Annotated in this window: 2 protein-coding genes and 1 pseudogene; all 3 read right to left on the minus strand. The window is 46.7% G+C overall.

Features of this window, described 5'->3' with window-relative positions; all coding sequences use genetic code 11:
- On the minus strand, nt 1–211 hold a 211-nt coding region (locus CTN07_RS23000; RefSeq protein ID WP_211315321.1), incomplete at its 3' end, for a hypothetical protein.
- Nucleotides 208–753 carry a hypothetical protein gene (locus CTN07_RS22385; RefSeq protein ID WP_005306959.1) on the minus strand — a complete coding sequence of 182 codons (546 nt, stop codon included), beginning with the start codon at nt 751–753 and terminating at the stop codon, nt 208–210. The genes CTN07_RS23000 and CTN07_RS22385, both read right to left, overlap by 4 nt.
- Nucleotides 754–1,373: 620 nt before the next feature.
- Nucleotides 1,374–1,537 (minus strand): annotated as a pseudogene (locus CTN07_RS22390) (IS256 family transposase); the annotation flags it as partial.

Raw genomic sequence — 1,537 nt, forward strand, 5'->3', positions numbered from 1 at the left:
TTTCTATAATTTGGCTATCTTCATCGAAGAAATAGCCTGTAAAGTTGCCCTCCTCGTCTATCTCTACGTTGTAAATAATGATTTCGTCACAAATGATAAATTGCTTGTCGTCCTCATAATGTCGGTGGAAAGGGTGCTGTTTGACGTTGCCCCAAACTAAATACTGTCTTTGGTTTGGCTTTGTATTGGTGTCCCACTTAAAGGCGCTCATAGCTCTAGTCCTGTACAAAAAATAAGGTCAATGTAGTAGCTCTGGCGAATCTGAGCGCTTTTAATACGGGGCAATAAATCAGCAATGGTTTGCTCTCGATGTAACAAATCAGTTTTAGATTCATAGTGTGATAACCTCCCTTTTAGTTGCTTTAAATACTCGTTGTTGCGTTTCATTAAGTCGCCGTATTGCTGGCGGCTTTCTGTGTGAGTCAGTTTGATTTGGCAGTAAACCACTTTCAGACAAGCAGCAAAGTAGGTACATTTTTCGCCACCGAAGCGAAGGGCTTTTTGTGCTGCCAACGACCACGCGCGCTTGAAGATGGCTGCCTTACGTGCGTTTGCCCTCGATATGTGCGCAGCACATGGAGCGCGAAGCGCGGGAGCCTGCAAAACCTCAAGGGATGACAAGCGATGGGTCGCGTTCCCCTCACGAATCACACTCTCAGAATCCACTTCGCGTCCTGCTAGGCCAATCTGCACTGAGCTATCAGCGCGCTCTGATGTGTAGAACTTTGTTGCGGTCTTGCTGCGAGTATTCATACAAGGCTCCTTTGCTGCCTGATTTGTCCGAATGCCTACCCGCGCACCTAAGCCGATTTTTCTTGTCAAGGGGCTAGTAGCCCTTGGCAACTTGTTGCCTTAGGGATACAGCATGTATTTTCCCTTGCGAGATAAATTGGGTTAGGTGAAGGTTTAGTAGGCGAAGGGGAAATTAGGTAGTGAAGGAGTTAGGACGGGGCTCTGTGGCAGACGCGGCAAAGTTTGGCATCAGAGTGAGCAGATGGTGAGGGGAAGATTGGGCTAGTAGGGTGCATTCTTTGTGAGCAGGGATTCATTGTAATTTGCCCGTGCTTGCACGGAACAAGGCAAATTAGAATGAATATCTGCGAATGCTGTTGCGTTGGGTGATTGTTCACAGGAACCCAATAGCCCTTAGCAACTTGTTGCTTTAGGGATATGGGTTATCGTGAGAGGAGTGCAGCGACGGAATGAACCAAGCGATAGCGAGAACGCCCAAGAAAAGAAGGTTAAGAAGGAGTAAAGAGAGAGTTGAACTACTACACCCCTAAAGGAGTGTAGATTCCTATCGTCTGCGACATTTGCGCTCTACTATTAGAGTAAAGTCGGACCCTGTAAATAATTCTGTGTAACTGTCGAGGTTACATGTACTCAGAGAGTCGGTCTTCGAACATTATCATAAAGCGGTTTAGAGCTTGTCGCCAGTTTCTAATCGGCATCGTCCACTTCTTAGAAGCATCTCGGATAGCTAGGTAGATCACCTTTCGAGCTGACTCATCCGTTGGGAACAGCTTGCGCTTCTTAA

Source organism: Photobacterium damselae, from assembly GCF_003026815.1.
Classification (GTDB): Bacteria; Pseudomonadota; Gammaproteobacteria; order Enterobacterales; family Vibrionaceae; genus Photobacterium; species Photobacterium damselae.